Genomic DNA, 16,018 nt, shown 5'->3' with positions numbered 1-16,018 from the left:
GGATCAGCCGTTGCGCAGGATATTGGCCGCGGAGTCAAGGCCTTCCTGGGTTCCGACAGCCACCAGCAGGTCACCGGTGTGGAGGATGGCATCCGGGCCGGGGGAGGGCAGGACTTCGCCCTCCCGCATGATGGCAACGATGGATACGCCGCACCGCGTTCGGATGCACGCTTTTCCCATGGGTTGGTTCTGGAAGGGGGAGCCCGGCGTAATGGAGAACTGCCGCGTGACGATCCCGGGAATGTCCTTGTGCTCTTCCGTCAGTTTCATGGCCAGGTGCTGCCCGCCCAGGAGGTTTCCCAGGGTGGCGGCCTCGTCGCCGGTCAGCGGGATTGAGGCCTGGCAGGTATCCGGATCGTCCCAGGTGGAAACGATGAGTTCGGTTTGCCCCTCGCGCAGCTCAACGACACCGATCCGGCGTCCTGTCGCCGTCATGAAATCCTTCCGTCGGCCAAGGCCGGGAAGGTCTGTCTCATCCACATTCATGCGTCCAGCCTAGTCTGCGCCGGCCCCTTGTGGGGTGGATTCAGGACTGCCGGGAATCCGCCCACGTGGTCAGCCGGCCGCACATGCCGTACCCCTCCTCCGGGCGCTGCCGGGCGGTGGCCACGGCGGAACCGGAGAGCGGCGCAGCGGAGCCCGCAGCCAGGTCTGCCAGCGCCTGCCCGGTTGCCTCCACCTGCCGGCGCACCGTGTCTTCCCAGATTTTTGTCCACTGGGCCACTTTGGGGCGCACCAGTGCTGCCGCGAGGTGGTGGAAGGCCGTCAGGGCCGCCGGTCCATCGCGCCGCACCGATGTATGCAGTTCGGCGTACCCTTCCAGGGCGAGGTCCCGCCGCCGCCGGGCTGCGGCGGCCACCGCGGAGTCTGCAGCGCCCGCGGGCAGGGCCGCGGCTGCGGCATACAGCTCCGGATCCTCGAGGATCCGGCGCGGAAAGGTCAGCACAGAGTCGCCGGCCTCGGGCAGTCCGGCGTTGGACATGATGACGGTCAGGGTGAGGCCATCCGGGTTGACCAGGCGGTGCACGGTGCCGGGGCTGAACCACAACAGGGAACCCGGTTCCAGGACGTGCTCTTCAGCGCCGGCCATGGTCAGGGTATGGACCGCCCCCGAGCCTGCCGTGACCAGGTATGCCTCGGCGGAAACGGTGTGCAGGTGGGGTGAGCCGCCGCATAACCCATCCGCCGCCTCCCAGTCGTAGACGCGGAGGCCGGTCACGGCCGTGCCGCCTGGAAACCCTGGAACCGGCGGCCGGGTCACCGGTCCGCCCCCACGGCTGAGCCGGCGGCCAGGGCCTCCAGCGCGGTTCCGGCCAGGGCTTCAATCCGGCCGGCGTCCGACTGGCCATCGGCGATCACCACTGCGTGGCGGAAGTGCAGCGTGGCGCCGGCGGCGAACAGGACCTCGGTGCTGAAGAACGGGGCCGGCCCCATGCAGGCGAACGGCTCGGACCGGGCAAACCATTCGGGCTGGGGGTTTCCGGCGGCCGGATCGTCCACCATGACCAGGGTGGAGTAGCGGCAGGTTTCGTCGTGCTGGCCCACAAAGGAGAGCCACGGTGCGCGCTTGCCGCGCAGTTCCTCTCCGGTGGCGCCGCCGGGAGCCAGGATGGTGCCGCCGGCAAATGCCCGGGGCCCCCGCCAGAACAGCCCACCATAACCGGCGTTGTCGCGGCCTTCTGTGGTGGGGGAGCCAATCTGGATATCGGCCCCGGAAACATTTGTCATGGCCGTGGCAAACACCAGGGTGTAGCTGCTGTCAGGGCCGGGCACCACGTGGAAGGAACGCTCCTCCGCCACCACCATGATGTCCTGCTGCGTGATCCAGTCCAGGGTGTGGGCAAAACGGAACGTCCGGCCGTCGTCCGTCACGGCGGCCGGCCCCCGGTGCCGCATGGCTCCGTTGTTGGGCAGCCACTGGTAGTCCTTGCCGCGCCGGTAACTGGGCCCGCCCCAGAAATTGTCGGGCCCCAGGTGCGGCAGGGACCAGGCGATGCCCTTGTGCCAGGTGTGGTCGTGCGGACGGTACGCCGTCACCACATCCCCGGCGGGGGTCCGTACAGGGTGGAAGTAGGGGCGCGGGGACTCCACCTGCGGGTCGTCCGCCGCGTAGGTGTAGGTCAGGACCTGGACGCCGTCGAGGGAAAGTTCGACGGCGGCGCCGTCGTCAGTCCACGAGAACGGGCTGGCGGAGGTGCTCATGCGGTGCTCTTTTCAAGTTTCCAGGGTTCGAGGTTGCCGTCGGCGCGGTCGAAGAACGGGTTTCCGTCCGTGATTTCGCCGCGTCGAACGGTGCTGCCGCCGATGGCGGACGCGTAGATGGCGGCGGCGAGTTCCATGGTGCGGTATGCATCGGCCGGTGGTACGGGCAGCGGAGTGCCCGCACTGAGTGCAGCGACGATGTGCGCGTACTGGGCGGCGTGTCCGCTGGGGGTCACCGGCTGGCCGTCGGCCCACGCTGCGGCAAGGTGCTCCTTGCCCGGCGCGGGCGTGAAACGCCAGTGCGCGTCGTCGTAGCCGTAGAGGTGCTCCAGTTCAACAGTGGCGTTTTCGTAGTCCAACCGCAGCTGCGAGGTCTCCCGCGGGGAGATGACGGAGTTGATGACCGTGCTCAGCGCGCCGGATTCAAACCGGACAATTGCGGTGGAAACGTCCTCGGTTTCCGTGCGCCGGGCCAGCCGGCCGGCAAATGCCGTGACTTCCTGCCACGGCCCCCACAGGTGGAGGAGCAGGTCGAACTGGTGGATGCCGTGCCCCATGGTGGGCCCGCCGCCTTCAACATCCCACTTACCGCGCCACGGCACATCAAAGTAGTCCTGGTCCCGGAACCACAGCGTGTTGCAGTATCCGGTCAGCGGGCTGCCCAGGGCGCCGCTCTCCTGCAGGGCCGCAAGTTTCCTGGCGCCGGAGCCGAACCGGTGCTGGAAGATGCAGCTGACCTGCCGGCCCGAGGCCCGCGCCGCAGCCTCAAGTTCCTCCATCTGCCGCAGCGACAGCGCCGGCGGCTTTTCCAGGACCACGTTCAAGCCCAGCGCCAGGGCTTCCAGTGCCAGGGGGGCGTGCGACGACGGCGGCGTGCAGATTGCCACCAGGTCCAGGCCGGCGGCGGCGGCGTCAGCGAGGGTCGGGGCAGTGGCGTTGATGCCCCACTTTTCGGCAAAGGCCGCGGCGCGGCCGGCATCGATGTCCACTGCCACCGCCAGTTCGGCGCCCCCCGCCAGCAGTGCTTCAGCATGGGCGTTGGCGATCCCGCCCGTGCCGACTATTCCCGCCCGGGGGCGGGGAAGGGGTGGTGTCATGGGCGGAACTCCTCGTCATTAAAGCAGAATGTTATCGATCACCTTTATTATGTGATCGATAACGTAATGCCGTCAAGGGCTGGTTCGGAGATGCGTCAGGACGACGGGACCACGGCGATGGGCGCTTTGCCCGGCGATTTCACGGGAAGCAGTACCAGCAGGCCGGCCAGCAGGACCACCATGATGCCAAGGATCCCCCAGCGCTGGGCCTCTCCGGCCGCGACCAGCGGGGTGGCGATGGCGATGCACAGGGTGAACAGCGCCGGAGCCAGGAAGCTGACGGCCCGGCCGGTGGTGGCGTACAGGCCAAACAGTTCGCCGGATTCCCCGTGCGGGGCAAGCCGCGCCAGGTACGCGCGGGACGAGGACTGCGCAGGGCCCACAAAGAGGCAGAGGAACAGCCCGAACACCCAGAAGGTGGTGCTGCCTGCCCACGCCGTGCCGAAGAAGACATGGTCGGCGTTGCCCAGGACCAGGATGAGCGTGCCGGCAACCAGGAGCCCCACCAGGGAGCCGATGATCACGGCCTTGGGCCCCACCCTGTCGTCGAGGAAGCCGCCGAGTACCGCCCCTGCGGCTGCCACCACGTTGCCGAAGATGGCAAAGAAGATCACCTGCGGCAATGCGAACCCGAAGGTGCCGGCGGCGATGATGCCGCCGAAGGTGAACACGGCGGCCAGGCCGTCGCGGAACACGGCGCTGGCGAGCAGGAAGTAGATGGTGTGCGGGCTGGTGGCGTAGATGGCCTTGATCCGCCGGAACAGCAACCCGTAGCTGGCAAGGAACCCCAGCCGCCCCGCCGCGGCCGTTGCCGGCACCTCGGGGACGGCGAAGAGGACAGGCAAAGCGAAAATGAGGAACCAGAGCGCCGAGAACACGGCCACCAGCCGGATGTTCAGGCCGTCCGCGGTGGCGGAGCCAAACCACTCGAAGCTGGGCTGGACGAACAGCTGCAGCACGATCAGCAGTGCAACGATGCCGCCCAGGTACCCCGAGGCCCAGCCGAATCCACTGACCTTGCCGATGTTTTTCGGCGTTGAGATCTGGGCGAGCATGGCGTTGTAGTTGACCCCGGCAAACTCAAAAAAGACGTTGCCGAGCGCAATCAGGGTGACGCCCAGAATCAGGAACCCGGGCTGGGGGAAGACAAAAAAGCACAGCCCGGTGAGCAGTGCCACGGCGGCCGTGTTGACCCCCAGCCACAGCTTTCGCCTGCCGCCGGCATCAGAGCGTTGCCCGGTGACGGGGGCCAGCAGGGCAATGGCGAGGCCCGCGATGGCCAGCGCACCGCCCAGCACCGCCGAGGCGCGGTCCTCGCCGCCGAACGCATCCGAGGTGAGATAAACGGTGAACACAAACGTGGTCATGACCGCGTTGAAGGCAGCGGAACCCCAGTCCCAGGCCGCCCAGGCCACAATCCGGCCCCTGCTGGAAGCCTGGCTGCCGGTTTCAAGTTCCGAGGACGGGTGCGGTGCCCCGGACACGCTGGCGCTGTTCATAGCTGCATCGTATCCGCCCGTGGCGAACACCAGGTGGACGCAGCCCCGCGATGCCGGGGCATTATGCGCCCGCAACGGCGCAATGTTAAGGACTAACCCGCAGGCCTTGATAAACTGGCCACTCCCAAACCTTACTTTTGCCGTCTGCTCCAACCATTGACAATCGAATTCCTGACGTTGCGGAGATACCAGTGATTACAGTCCTTGCCGTGCACTTTACGGTGGCTGTCCTGGCGCCGCTTATGTTCAGGGCCTGGGGCCGGAACGCGTTCTACGCACTCGCGGCCGTTCCCGCCGGTTCCTTTGTCTGGCTGCTGCTCCAGCACGGTCCCGTCTACTCGGACGCCGGGGCCATCGCCGAGGTGAACCCCTGGATCCCGGGCCTGCACCTCGAATTCGCCTTCCGGATGGACCCGCTGGCCTGGATCCTGTCGCTGCTGGTCCTCGGCGTGGGAGCCCTGGTGCTGGTGTACTGCGCCAAATACTTCGGGAAAAACGACCAGGACCTGGGTGGCTTCGGCGCCCAGCTGCTCGCGTTTGCCGGCGCCATGTTCGGCCTGGTGGTGGCCGATGACCTGCTCCTGCTCTTCATCTTCTGGGAACTCACCACCATCCTTTCCTACCTGCTGATCGGTTTCGCCCGCACCCGGCTCGCCGCCCGCAGGTCGGCGTTGCAGGCGCTGATGATCACCACAGCCGGCGGCCTCGCCATGCTGGTGGGCCTGATCATGCTGGGCCACACGGCCGGGACCTACCGCATCTCGGCCATCATGGACATGGCCCCCCAGCTCGTCGCCGGCAGCTCCGGCACCCTGGTGAGCGCCGCCGTCGTCCTGGTTCTGGTAGGTGCGATCACCAAATCAGCGCTGGTCCCCTTCCACTTCTGGCTCCCCGGCGCCATGGCCGCGCCCACCCCGGTCAGTGCGTACCTGCACGCCGCGGCGATGGTGAAGGCAGGCATCTACCTCGTGGCGCGGTTGGCCCCCGGCTTCTCCGAGACCGCGTACTGGCAGCCGGTGGTGCTGGGCCTGGGCCTGGCCACCATGCTGGTGGGCGGCTACCGCGCCCTGCGCCAAACCGACATCAAACTCATCCTGGCCTACGGAACCGTCAGCCAGCTCGGCTTCCTCACCATGGTGGTGGGCCTCGGCACGCCGGACGCTGCCCTCGCCGGACTGGCGATGCTGCTGGCGCATGGCCTGTTCAAAGCGACACTCTTCCTGGTGGTGGGCATCATCGACCACCAGTCCGGCACCCGCGACGTGCGCAAACTCTCCGGCGTCTTCCGGTCCTCCCGGGCCCTGGCCGTGGTGGCCGGCATCGGCGCCGCCTCCATGGCCGGCGTGCCGCTGCTGGCCGGCTTTGTGGCCAAAGAGTCGGTCCTCGAAGCCTTTGTGCACCACGCAGCCGACCCCGAAGCAGGCCCGTGGGGCATGGTGGTCCTGGCCGGGCTGGTCCTGGGATCGGTCCTGACCTTCGCCTACAGCGCCCGGTTTATGTGGGGCGCCTTCGCCAACAAACCCGGCGTGGAACCCACCCCGTTCAAGGCCATCAGCCCCGCGTTCCTCGCGGCGCCGGCCATCCTCAGCCTCCTGACCATCGGGTACGGGCTGTGGCCCGTCCCGGTGGACGCGTGGATCCAGCCGTACGCGGCCCTTTTCGCTTCACCAGCGGCCGACGCCGGCACTCCCGCCGAGCAGGCAGGGCACCTTGCGCTGTGGCATGGACTCACCCCGGCACTGGGCCTGACGGCGCTCACCTTCGTGCTGGGCCTGGCCATGCACTTCGGCCGCAACGCTGTGGCCCGGCTGCAGTCCCTGGTCCCGGCCTGGGTGGACGGGGACCGGGGCTACCAGCTGACCATCGGTGCGCTGGACGACGTCGCTGTGTGGATCACCGGCCGGACCCAGCGCGGTTCGCTGTACTTCTACCTTGCCGTGATCCTCAGCGTGGCCTTCGCACTGCCCCTGACGGTGATGCTTCTCTCCGGCAAGGCCCTCCCGGACAACCTGTACCTGGTGGATCCGGGCTCCCCGCTCCAGATCGTGGTGGGCGCGGTGATCGTTATCGGCGCCCTGGCCGCCGTCAAGGCCAACAAGCGCTTCCTGGCGGTGCTGATGGTGTCCGTGACCGGCTACGGCATCGCCCTGATGTTCGCACTGCAGAGCGCCCCGGACCTGGCGCTGACGCAGATGCTGGTGGAAACCATTGTGCTGGTCGCGTTTGTGCTGGCCATGCGCAGCCTGCCGGCCGAGCTGCGGGACCGCACGGGCGGCAAGTACCGGGTGGCGCGCGTCATCATCGGCCTGGCATTCGGCACAACAATGGTCTTTGCCGCGATCTACGCCATGGGCGCCCGCGTCGCCACACCGGTCTCGCTGCAGTTCCCGCAGCTGGCCTATGAAGGCGGCGGCGGGTTGAACATCGTCAACGTCACACTCGTGGACATCCGGGCCTGGGACACGTTCGGCGAAATCACCGTCCTGGCGCTGGCAGCCACCGGAGTCGCCAGCCTGATCTTCGTCCGCGGCCGCGGCGACAAGATCCAGATGTCCGCCTCCGTGGCCGAAGGCACCGTGGGCCGGCGGCACGGAGTGGATCCGGGTTCGCGTGAAGCCGCCGCGCTGGCCATCAGCCGCAAGTTTGCGTCGGCTACGCGGGATGCCTGGATCGTGGCCGGCCGGACCCTCGCCCCGGAACGCCGCTCCATCATCTTCGAGGTGGTCACCCGGCTGGTCTTCCACTCGATGATCATCTTCTCCCTCTACCTCCTGCTCGCAGGCCACAACCTTCCAGGCGGAGGATTCGCCGGCGGCCTGATGGCCGGCCTGGCGCTGACCATCCGCTACCTCGCCGGTGGCCGCTTCGAACTCCGCGAAGCCACCCCGGTCAGCGCGGGCGGGCTGCTGGGAATCGGGCTTGCCGTGGCCGCGCTGTCGGGGATCGCCCCGCTGCTCCTCGGCGGCCAGGTCTTCCAGAGCGCCATCGTCGAGTTCTGGCTGCCCGTCTTCGGGGACATCAAGTTCGTCACCTCCACGCTGTTCGACATCGGGGTCTACATCGTGGTGGTGGGCCTGGTCCTGGACGTGCTGCGCAGCCTCGGAGCCGAAATCGACGAGCACTTCGATGAACGGTCCATGGCGGCCGCCGAAGACGAAGAAGAAACCGGCAGCATTCCTGCCGGGACCACCGTAGAGGCCAAAGCATGAGCGTTAACCTGACCCTCCTGATCATCATGGGAGCGCTGTACGCCTGTGGGATCTACCTGATCCTGGAACGCAGCCTGACCCGGGTGCTGCTGGGGCTGATGCTGCTGGCCAACGCCACCAACCTCCTGATCCTCGCCACCGGCGGTTACGCAGGCCTGGCGCCGTTGTATTCGAAGGACACCGCAGCCGGGGACTACAACGATCCGCTGCCGCAGGCGCTGATCCTCACCTCGATCGTCATCTCCTTCGCGGTGACGGCCTTTATGCTCGGCATCATCTACCGGACCTGGGTACTGGCACGCCGGGACGAGATCCAGGACGACGTGGAGGACCTCCGCGTCGCCGAGACCCCCAGCTTCGACGCCGAAGACGACGCCGAGATCCCCATCGAAACCTCCGAATTCCCGCTCACCATGGTTGGCACCGACGGCGGCGACGTGTCGGATCACGGCAGCCCCGGAGACCCCGCGGACAGGGCCAAGGTGGTGGCCGGCGGCAAGGAAATGCCCGCAGAGGACGCCGCGGCGGAAGAAAAACCCGGCTCCCAAAACGTTGCCCCCACCCCGGAAGGAGACGCTAAGTGAACATCGCAAGCCTGGCTCCACTCGCCGTCGTCCTTCCCATCCTGGGCGCCGCGCTCACCTTCCTGCTGATCCGGCACTCGCGGGCGCAGCGGGCCGTCAGCATCGCCCTGCTGTCCGTGACGCTGCTGCTCGAGTGCTTCCTGCTGGCCAGCGTGTGGGACGGCGGAACGTTCGCCGTGACCCTTGGCGGCTGGATCCCGCCCTTCGGCATCGTTATGGTGGTGGACCAGTTCTCCTCGCTCATGCTGGTGGTTTCCTCCGCCGTGAGCCTTGCCGTCCTGGTCTACGCCACCGGGCAGGGCATGGCGGACGGGGACCACGACGCACCCGTCTCGATCTTCCACCCCACCTACCTGATCCTGGTGGCAGGGGTCTCCAACGCCTTCCTCTCCGGTGACCTGTTCAACCTGTACGTGGGTTTCGAAATCCTGCTGACCGCCAGCTACGTGCTGATGACCCTGGGCGGAACCGGCCCGCGGATCCGGGCCGGCGTCACCTATGTGGTGGTGTCGGTGGTGTCTTCGGTGCTGTTCCTGATCTCCATCGCCATGATCTACGGGGCCACGGGCACCGTGAACATGGCGGACCTGGCCATCAAGCTGGGTGAGCTGGACCAGGGCACGCAGACCCTCCTGCACGTGATGCTGCTGGTGGCGTTCGGGATCAAGGCCGCGGTGTTCCCGCTGTCCTTCTGGCTTCCCGACTCGTATCCCACAGCGCCCGCACCGGTCACCGCCGTTTTCGCCGGCCTGCTCACCAAGGTGGGTGTGTACGCGATTGTCCGCACCGAAACGCTGCTGTTCCCCGGTGACTCGCTGAACACGCCGCTGATGGTGGCGGCCCTGCTGACGATGGTGGTGGGAATCCTCGGTGCGCTGGCGCAAAGCGACATCAAGCGTCTGCTGTCCTTCACCCTGGTCAGCCACATCGGCTACATGGTGTTCGGGCTGGCCATGTCCTCCAAAGCCGGGTTGGGTGCCGCTGTGTTCTACGTGGCACACCACATCACCATCCAGACCAGCCTGTTCCTGGTTACGGGCCTGATCGAACGCCGTGGCGGCAGTTCCTCCGTGGACCGCCTGGGCGGACTGGCCAAGCTCTCGCCGCTGCTGGCGCTGCTGTTTTTCATCCCCGGCATGAACCTGGCCGGCATCCCGCCGTTCTCCGGGTTCCTGGGGAAAGTGGGGCTCCTGCAGGCAGGCGTGGAACTTGGCACCCCGCTGGCGTACGCCCTGGTGATTGGCGGCGTCGTGACCAGCCTGCTCACGCTCCTGGCCGTCGCCAGGGTCTGGAACCGTGCCTTCTGGCGCCGGCCCACAGATGCCGAACATCCGGACCCCGTTCTGCTGGCAGACCCCGAAGACCCGGAGGCCCTGCAGCCCGCCGGAGCCGGCCGGACCGGCATGATGGTCTCCAACCGCACGGGAACGGCGCGGCGCGCCATGCTGATGCCCCGGACCATGGTGGGCTCCACCCTGGGGCTGGTGGTGCTGGGCGTGGCCCTGACCGTCTTTGCCGGGCCGCTGTTTGAACTCTCGGACCGGGCCGCGCAGGACATGCTGGACCGGGCGCCGTACATCCAGGCAGTCCTGGGCGATGACACGGTGGTTCCGCCGGCACCCGCCCTTGGAGGAGGAAAATGAGCCGCCGCCGGATTTCGCTGCGCCAGGAACTGCCTCTGCTGGTGTGGCTGGTGATTGTGTGGGGCGCCCTGTGGCAGGACTTCAGCCCCGGAAACCTGCTCTTCGGCGCCTTGCTGGCCATCGCCGTCGCCCGGTTGTTCTACCTTCCGCCGGTTGAACTCAGCGGCCGGTTCAACGTCCTGCAGGCTGTCCCGTTTGCGTTGTCCTTCCTGGGCAAGGTGGTGGTGGCCAGCGGACAGATCCTCTACCTGGCGCTGGTCCGAGGCCCCAAGGTCACCAACGCCGTGGTGGCGGTGACCCTGCGGAGCCGCCAGGACCTGATGGTCACCGCCGTGGGGCACGTGATTTCGCTGATTCCCGGTTCCCTGGTGGTGGAGGTGGACCGGTCAACCTCCACGCTGTACCTGCACGCCATCAACATCAGCTCCCCGGAAGCCGTGGAGAACCTGAAAAACGAGGTGCGCGGCATCGAAGCGGCACTGATCCGGATCATGGGCACCCCTGAAGAGCTTGAACTTGTCCGGACGGAGGCGGCCGCATGATGCAGGCAGTCCTGGTGGCTACCGCCATCATCTTCTCTCTGGCCGCCGCCGGCGCCATCCTCCGGATCGCCCGCGGACCGTCGCTGCTGGACCGCGTGCTGGCGGCGGACGTGCTGCTGGCCATCCTGGGTGGTGCGCTGTGTGTGGACATGGCCGTGAACCGGCACCTGAACAACCTGATGCTGGTGGTTGCCATTTCCATCATCGGTTTCATCGGGTCCGTCACCGTGGCCCGGTTCGTGGCTGACCGAAGGGAACAACAGCCTCATGAATCCTGATTTCACCGGAGTGGACGCCTGGGTGGACCTGGCCTCGGCTGTGTTTATGATCGTGGGCGCCATCATGTCCCTGGGCGCAGCGATCGGGCTGCTCCGTTTCCCGGACCTGCTCAGCCGCATGCACGCCGCCACCAAACCGCAGGTGCTGGGCCTCTTCCTCCTCCTGGCGGCCATCGGCCTGCAGATGCGCACCTGGTGGGTATGGCCCGTGCTGGTGGTGGCCTGGATCTTCCAGCTGCTGACGGTTCCCGTCTCGGCACACATGGTGGGCCGCGCCGGCTACCGCACCAAGCACCTGCACCGGGAGCTCCTCACCTCCGACGACCTCGAGGTAGTGGTGCAGAAAGCTGCCGCCAAGGCCGCCGCCGACGAAACCCGCGACGGCGACTGAGCCTTAAAACACTGACGGCGGGTCCGGATGATCCGGGCCCGCCGTCATCCGTTTAAGCGTTGCTGCCTGTGCCTGTCAGACGACGTCGGCGCTCTTGGCGAACCTGGCGATCGCACGCTGCGTGCCACGGTTGGTGAGCACCTGGATGACGGTGCTGACGGAAGCCGAGATCAGCGCGAAGGTCAGCGCCGAGCGAAGGCTGGTGGGCGTGTCGTCCTTGCCGGTGGGGGCCTGCTTGCCGGTGGACTTTTCCCAGACGGCGTTGACCAGCTTGGTGCCGACCAGGCCGGCGCCGAGGCTGATGCCGGTGCCGAGCAGCTTAATGAAGAGGTTCATTCCTTGTACTCCTTGCGGACGGAAAACATACTCCCCCCAGCCTAGCGGCAAGCAGCTGCGCACGAGTTCCCTACGGCGACCGGACCAGGCCCTCCCAGGCAACGTTCCAGTCGGCAGGGAACCCGGGGGCGGACCGCTCCGGACCGTCGTCCCAGCCGGCTGCCATCAGCGCCACCGCAGCCAGCAGCCCGCCGTTGCCCGGCAGGTACAGCGGCAGCGAATCTGTTTGCCGGTTGTGCCCGTTGGGAAGGATGAGGTTCTTGCCGGCATCGAGCAGCAGGGCGTCCACCGCAGCTTCCGGATCGTCCAGCCGGGCGGCGGTCATGGCCAGGACGGGATAGTCCCAGCCCCACGTGCTGTCCCAGTCCCAGTCCGCGAGGACCTCCCGCAGCGTTGCCCGCATGATCGCCGGGTTCACCAGTCCGGCCTGCGGCAGGACGCCCAGGGCGCACAGCATTGACGGGTGGTCGGTGCGGATGGTGAAGGGTTCGACGTCGATCGCCGCGTACGTGCCGTCCATAACCTTGGGGGGCACCATGCCGGCCGCTACGGCTTCCCAGTCCTCCCGGGGCGGCAGGCCGAGCCGTTCGCGCCATGCCGAGGCCAGCCTGAGGGCCCACTGCCAGTACGCGAGTTCGAAAGTGGGATTGCTGGCCGTCCCCCGGACGGATTCGTAGCTTTCCTGGGCCGGAACCAGGGGCGGGCCCAGTTCGAAGCCGCGGGCAGTGGGGTGGGCGAAGGACGCCATGAAGTCGGCGGTGGCGAACACCACCTCCGCGAACTCGGCCAGGAGTTCATGGGACGGCTCGGCGCGGTAGGCCAGTTCGGCCAGGTGGATCGGGTGCGGCTGCTGCCAGATCAGGAAGGTGCCGATCGGGCTGGGGCTTTCCCGCCCGTCCGGACCCACTTGCTTGGGCCAGCGGACGCCGTCGAACCCCTGGTCCTTGGCCGTTTGCCGACCGCTGTCCATCACCGTGGCGTACCAGCGCAGCGCCGGCAGCAGCAGGGCCGTCCGGTTCCAGGTGGCGAAATGAGCCGCGTGCCACCAGTGCATCTCCAGGTGGAAGCGGCCGCGCCAGGAGTTGCACACCAACCCGGTTTCCTGGGGCGGCAACGATCCGGAGCAGTTGATGGCGGTGAGGTACTGCGAGAGGACGGTGCGGCGCTCCAGTTCCAGGGCGCGGGGATCCGCCGTCCCGGAAAGGTCGACGGCGGCGCCGGACTTCCAGAAGGCAGCCCAGCCTTGGCGGGACGCATCGATCACGGCGGTGCCGGCTTCCGCTGCGGTTGCCGCCGCCGGGGCAGCGGCTGGTTCCGGTGTGGCGGGTTTGCCGATGCCGCTGATGCCGCCCGTTCCGCGGGGCAGGCAGTCGCCTTGCCTGGCGCTGACGAAGTGGACCGCGAAGTCCAGGACTTCCTGCCCGGGTTCGGCGCGGATCAGCACCTCGTGCCTGCCCGTCTGCTCAACCACCAGGCCGGTGCCGGTGATGGCCACCTGGTAGCCGGAACCGTCAAGGTCCCGCTGAATCACCCAGCGCTGTGGTTCGGCTTCCGCCACCCGGGTGGAGTGGGCTGCCGGCTGGTCCCAGTCCGCGGCGTTATGCCAGGCTTCGGAGCCGTACGGGAAGGCCAACGTGACGGCCAGGCCCTGGTCCAGCGCCGCCGATTCGATGCGGAACCCCAGCTGGTCTTGTTCGGGGTGGCACGCAGTGGTGACATGGGCGGGGTGCCCGCTCAGTGCGAAGGTGCTGGTTGCTATCCCGGTCCAGAGGTCCAGTATCTGCCGGGGGTCCACGATGTCCGCGGCCTGGATGTCCGGGTTGTCCCTGTCCGGAAGGCTGAAGCCGATTCGGCCCAGGTCAAGCCGGTGCGGGTTGGCCCGCAGCCAGGTTTCGGCGCGGGACGTGTCCGTCTCGCGGCCGTCAACAATGTCACCCACCATGTCAACATAGGGCACCGGGCCGCGCGGCGAATCGTACGTGACGGTGGAACCGGCCAAGGAGTACTCGCCGTCGGCCGGAACGGCGTGCCAGCCCCATTGGGACTGGGTGCCCAGCAGCGTGCCCGGTGGGAGTTCACTGCGGGCACCCACCGGGTACCGGCCAGGCATGCTTTGCATTCCGGTCAGGTCCAGGGTGAAGCAGAACTCCCCGTTCCCCACCGAAACAGGGCTCCGCGGGTCCAGGCTTTGCTGGTGCACGTTATGGCGGCGCACCAGGGATTGACGGTCAATGGCAGTGTGCTGGCTGCGCAAGGCGCACGCCCTCCTCCGGTGAGAAAACGCTTTCTAAGCATCCTTTCCCGTGGCCCGGCGTCTGTCAACCACAGACCGCCCAGGGGGTGGTCCGTTCAGGCGGCAGGTGGTCCGCTGCGGAACCTGACCATCTTGTGCGAGCCGTCGCAATAAGGCTTGATGGCGGATGCGCCGCAGCGGCACAATGCCACGGTTTGCCGGTCGCGGGGGACTGCATCCCCTGACGGCGTGACAATCTCGAAGCTGCCGCGGATAATCAGAGGCCCATCCGGGCAAACCACGATTGAGCTTTCGGCCGGCCCCCCATCAGGGTTCACGCCGCAACCGCCACGGTTGGCCGGAGGGACGTTCCACCGTTTTCCCAGCAGGAAAGCAGGTGGCTGGACTGCCGGAGGTCCAGGGCAAGGGCAGCTGTTGCACCGAAGAGGACGTCGCCCAGCAACCTGGGCTCCGCCTCCACCAGGCCACCCGCCAGGTCACGGCCGGCAATTTGCTCGTGGACTGCATCGGCTTCCACATGCTCGTCGAAGTAATGGGTTACGGCTTTGTTGTAGCCATGCCTGCGGAATCCCTGGCTGTAGAGGCGGTTGGGCTGTGAGGAGGTCATCTCATACATGGCCAGGTGCCCGGCGATCGCCCCGCGCAGCCGGCGGTTCAAGCCGCACAGGGACATGAAGTTCACCGCCGCCAGGGATACGGCCGGTACGGTGTCCAGATATCCGCCGTAGGTGTCGTCCAGGTCAAGGCCCCGCATGGTCCGGGCGAACAAGGCGGCGTGCATCCGCTCAGGCCGGCCGCCGCCGTATTCATCCGACTGGATCTCCACCAAGGCGGCTTTTGGCCGTCCGCTCAGGCGGGGAATCGCCCAGGTGTGGGGGTCGGCTTCCTTGAGCTGGTAAACGGACTTGTGGATAAGGAATTCCCTCAGCTGGGCCAGGCTGGCCTTCTTCGCGACGAAACGCGAGACGCTGGGGCCGGCGTCGCGGCCGGCCAGGCTGAAGAGGATGTCCGCGACGCCGTCGCTGGTCATCGGTTCCCCATGATGGGGAAGCCCGTGGACCAGCGGGGCGGCCTCGTTGCGCACGGAATCTTCGAAGGGCTTCTCCAGGAGCTGGCGTGCCCCAATCAGGTCCGGCTCCCATTCCCAGGCGTCGTCCACCCCGTCCAGGCCGGAATAGTGCAGCTCGTAGAGGCAGAAGAGCGTGAGCTGGATGTCATCGTCCACCACCAGGTCCCCCGCTGCGGCCAGGCGGGCGTGGATCTCCTGCCGGAGTCCGGCCAGTCCTGAAGCGGTCAGTGTTGGCTCCGGACGGCGCGCAAGGACACGGAACAGCTCGTGGCTGATGGGCCCTCTGGCTTCTGGAATCTTCATGGTGCTCCTTTGACGTGATGACCTGGCGCCCTGTCTGGTCCGTTCGCCAGACCCACGCCCAGGTGCGGCCGGTTACGCCAGCCTCTCCAGTCGATCACCTTAATAGTAAGCATGATTACTATATTAAAGCGAAGTGCCGGGCCCCGGACTCCGCGGCAGGCCCGGCCGCCTGTTAGCTGACGAAGGCCTTCATCCAGGTTTTGAGGTCTTCGCCGAACTCCACGCGCTCGGAGGCCAGGGTGATGACGGCCTTAAGGTAGCTGAGCTTGTCTCCGGTGTCGTACCGGCGGCCCTTGAAGACCACCCCGTACACCCCGGAGCCGTTGCCCTCGCCCGCGGCAAGGGTCTGCAGCGCATCGGTCAGCTGGATTTCGTTACCGCGGCCCGGCGGGGTGTTCTCCAGGACACCGAACACGGCCGGGTGCAGCACGTACCGGCCGATCACGGCCAGGTTGGACGGCGCCTCACCCACAGCGGGCTTCTCCACCAGGGAGTTCACGCGGACGTAGTCCTCGCCCGCCACCGCGGAAATGTCGGCACAGCCATAGGCGCTGATCTGCGAGGGGTCAACCTCGATCAGGGCGATCACCGATCCACCGGTCTTCTGCTGC

At 67.2% G+C, this 16,018-nt stretch carries 16 protein-coding genes; 6 read left to right on the top strand and 10 right to left on the bottom strand.

What is annotated here, in order from left to right:
* Positions 1 to 3: 3 nt before the first annotated feature.
* The 5 genes from ASF72_RS01045 to ASF72_RS01025 all read right to left on the bottom strand — a co-directional run bounded on the left by ASF72_RS01045 (position 4) and on the right by ASF72_RS01025 (position 4,798).
* A complete protein-coding gene (locus ASF72_RS01045; RefSeq protein WP_056595745.1) occupies positions 4 to 486 on the bottom strand; it encodes a cation:proton antiporter regulatory subunit in 483 nt (160 codons plus the stop codon).
* Between the two features lie 40 nt (positions 487 to 526).
* Positions 527 to 1,219, bottom strand: a complete 693-nt coding sequence (locus tag ASF72_RS01040; RefSeq protein WP_235504630.1) for a cupin domain-containing protein — start codon at positions 1,217 to 1,219, stop codon at positions 527 to 529.
* Positions 1,220 to 1,257: 38 nt separating this feature from the next.
* The gene (locus ASF72_RS01035) at positions 1,258 to 2,202 is read right to left on the bottom strand and encodes a PmoA family protein (protein WP_056595740.1); all 945 of its coding nucleotides are present in this window, start codon (positions 2,200 to 2,202) and stop codon (positions 1,258 to 1,260) included.
* A complete protein-coding gene (locus ASF72_RS01030; RefSeq protein ID WP_056595737.1) occupies positions 2,199 to 3,299 on the bottom strand; it encodes a Gfo/Idh/MocA family protein in 1,101 nt (366 codons plus the stop codon). Before ASF72_RS01030 ends, ASF72_RS01035 begins: the two co-directional genes overlap by 4 nt.
* 95 nt (positions 3,300 to 3,394) lie before the next feature.
* Positions 3,395 to 4,798 carry an MFS transporter gene (locus ASF72_RS01025; protein ID WP_056595734.1) on the bottom strand — a complete coding sequence of 468 codons (1,404 nt, stop codon included), beginning with the start codon at positions 4,796 to 4,798 and terminating at the stop codon, positions 3,395 to 3,397.
* A gap of 191 nt (positions 4,799 to 4,989) precedes the next feature.
* On the opposite strand from ASF72_RS01025, the gene ASF72_RS01020 reads away from it, so the two are divergent.
* From ASF72_RS01020 to mnhG, 6 genes are read left to right on the top strand one after another with little or no spacing between them, the layout of a single operon-like run.
* A complete protein-coding gene (locus ASF72_RS01020) occupies positions 4,990 to 8,007 on the top strand; it encodes a Na+/H+ antiporter subunit A (protein WP_056595731.1) in 3,018 nt (1,005 codons plus the stop codon).
* Complete coding sequence (locus ASF72_RS01015; RefSeq protein WP_050685261.1) at positions 8,004 to 8,591, top strand: Na(+)/H(+) antiporter subunit C; 588 nt, start codon at positions 8,004 to 8,006, stop codon at positions 8,589 to 8,591. The genes ASF72_RS01020 and ASF72_RS01015 overlap by 4 nt, the downstream gene beginning before the upstream one ends.
* Complete coding sequence (locus ASF72_RS01010) at positions 8,588 to 10,234, top strand: Na+/H+ antiporter subunit D (protein ID WP_050685260.1); 1,647 nt, start codon at positions 8,588 to 8,590, stop codon at positions 10,232 to 10,234. Before ASF72_RS01015 ends, ASF72_RS01010 begins: the two co-directional genes overlap by 4 nt.
* Positions 10,231 to 10,776, top strand: coding sequence for a Na+/H+ antiporter subunit E (locus ASF72_RS01005; RefSeq protein ID WP_050685259.1), 546 nt, complete (start codon positions 10,231 to 10,233; stop codon positions 10,774 to 10,776). Before ASF72_RS01010 ends, ASF72_RS01005 begins: the two co-directional genes overlap by 4 nt.
* Positions 10,773 to 11,054, top strand: coding sequence for a monovalent cation/H+ antiporter complex subunit F (locus ASF72_RS01000; RefSeq protein WP_050685258.1), 282 nt, complete (start codon positions 10,773 to 10,775; stop codon positions 11,052 to 11,054). Before ASF72_RS01005 ends, ASF72_RS01000 begins: the two co-directional genes overlap by 4 nt.
* Positions 11,044 to 11,445, top strand: a complete 402-nt coding sequence (gene mnhG, locus ASF72_RS00995) for a monovalent cation/H(+) antiporter subunit G (protein WP_056595728.1) — start codon at positions 11,044 to 11,046, stop codon at positions 11,443 to 11,445. Before ASF72_RS01000 ends, mnhG begins: the two co-directional genes overlap by 11 nt.
* A 75-nt stretch (positions 11,446 to 11,520) precedes the next feature.
* Here mnhG and ASF72_RS00990 read toward each other — a convergent pair whose 3' ends face one another.
* From ASF72_RS00990 to ASF72_RS20870, 5 genes are all read right to left on the bottom strand, one after another.
* On the bottom strand, positions 11,521 to 11,781 hold the full coding sequence (locus tag ASF72_RS00990) for a DUF4235 domain-containing protein (RefSeq protein WP_056595725.1): 261 nt from the start codon (positions 11,779 to 11,781) through the stop codon (positions 11,521 to 11,523).
* Between the two features lie 70 nt (positions 11,782 to 11,851).
* Positions 11,852 to 14,035, bottom strand: coding sequence for a hypothetical protein (locus ASF72_RS00985; RefSeq protein WP_056595721.1), 2,184 nt, complete (start codon positions 14,033 to 14,035; stop codon positions 11,852 to 11,854).
* A gap of 95 nt (positions 14,036 to 14,130) precedes the next feature.
* The gene (locus ASF72_RS19880) at positions 14,131 to 14,316 is read right to left on the bottom strand and encodes a CDGSH iron-sulfur domain-containing protein (protein WP_432246065.1); all 186 of its coding nucleotides are present in this window, start codon (positions 14,314 to 14,316) and stop codon (positions 14,131 to 14,133) included.
* 32 nt (positions 14,317 to 14,348) lie between these two features.
* Complete coding sequence (locus tag ASF72_RS00980; protein ID WP_056595717.1) at positions 14,349 to 15,407, bottom strand: iron-containing redox enzyme family protein; 1,059 nt, start codon at positions 15,405 to 15,407, stop codon at positions 14,349 to 14,351.
* Positions 15,408 to 15,579: 172 nt separating this feature from the next.
* Positions 15,580 to 16,018, bottom strand: a 439-nt coding sequence (locus ASF72_RS20870) for a sugar phosphate nucleotidyltransferase (protein WP_268760240.1), incomplete at its 5' end; no start/stop codon positions are given.

This window comes from Arthrobacter sp. Leaf141, assembly GCF_001424565.1.
In the GTDB taxonomy this organism is placed as follows: domain Bacteria; phylum Actinomycetota; class Actinomycetes; order Actinomycetales; family Micrococcaceae; genus Arthrobacter.
Note: the sequence above shows the minus strand (reverse complement) of the source record. Positions and strands in the feature narration are given on the sequence as shown.